Source organism: Brevundimonas sp. EYE_349, assembly GCF_023147505.1.
GTDB lineage: Bacteria > Pseudomonadota > Alphaproteobacteria > Caulobacterales > Caulobacteraceae > Brevundimonas.
Window position 1 is genome coordinate 1 of the sequence record NZ_JAHXPB010000019.1, and the last position, 1283, is coordinate 1283.

1 protein-coding gene is annotated in these 1283 nt (G+C 64.9%); it reads right to left on the minus strand.

Annotation, left to right across the window (positions count from 1 at the left end):
- Nucleotides 1-93: 93 nt before the first annotated feature.
- Nucleotides 94-1283, minus strand: a 1190-nt coding sequence (gene tuf / locus KZX42_RS17145; protein WP_248121377.1) for an elongation factor Tu, incomplete at its 5' end; no start/stop codon positions are given.

Sequence of the window (1283 nt, forward strand, 5' to 3'; positions counted from 1 at the left end):
TGTCTCGCCGCAAAGCAAAAGCGGCCCCCGGATCGCTCCGGGGGCCGCTCTGTACGCTACTCGGTCAGCCGGTGGGCTGGGTCGTGTCGTCGATTACTCGACGATCTTGGCCACGACGCCGGCGCCGACGGTGCGGCCGCCTTCACGGATGGCGAAGCGCAGGCCCTGGTCCATCGCGATCGGCGTGATCAGCTCGACGCTCAGCTCGGCGTTGTCGCCGGGCATGATCATCTCGACGCCTTCCTTCAGGTGCACGATGCCGGTCACGTCCGTCGTGCGGAAGTAGAACTGCGGACGATAGTTGGTGAAGAACGGCGTATGGCGGCCGCCTTCTTCCTTCGTCAGGATGTAGGCTTCGGCCTGGAACTTGGTGTGCGGGGTGATCGAACCCGGCTTGCACAGAACCTGACCGCGCTCGACGTCTTCGCGCTTGGTGCCGCGCAGCAGAACGCCGACGTTGTCGCCCGCCTGACCTTGGTCCAGCAGCTTGCGGAACATTTCCACGCCCGTGCAGGTCGTCTTCTGGACCGGACGGATGCCGACGATCTCGACTTCCTCACCGACCTTGACGATGCCCTTCTCGACGCGGCCCGTGACCACGGTGCCGCGGCCCGAGATCGAGAACACGTCTTCGACCGGCATCAGGAACGGCAGGTCGACCGGACGTTCCGGCTGCGGGATGTAGGCGTCGACGGTTTCCATCAGGGCCAGAACGCGCTGTTCGCCGATTTCCGGGTTCACGCCGTCGGTCGCGGCCTTGGCCGAGCCCTTGGTGATCGGAATGTCGTCGCCCGGGAACTGGTAGCTGCTCAGCAGCTCGCGCACTTCCATCTCGACCAGTTCCAGCAGTTCTTCGTCGTCGACCAGGTCGACCTTGTTCATGAAGACCACCAGGGCCGGCACGCCGACCTGACGGGCCAGCAGGATGTGCTCGCGCGTTTGCGGCATCGGGCCGTCGGCGGCCGAAACCACCAGGATCGCGCCGTCCATCTGCGCCGCGCCCGTGATCATGTTCTTCACATAGTCGGCGTGGCCGGGGCAGTCGACGTGGGCGTAGTGACGGTTGGCCGTCTCATATTCCACGTGCGCGGTGTTGATCGTGATGCCGCGGGCCTTTTCTTCCGGCGCAGCGTCGATGTCGGCGTAGTTCATCGCCTTCGCGCCGCCAGCCTTCGCCAGCGTCATCGTGATCGCCGCCGTCAGCGTCGTCTTGCCGTGGTCAACGTGACCGATCGTGCCGATGTTGCAGTGCGGCTTCGTGCGTTCGAACTTTTCCTTGGCCA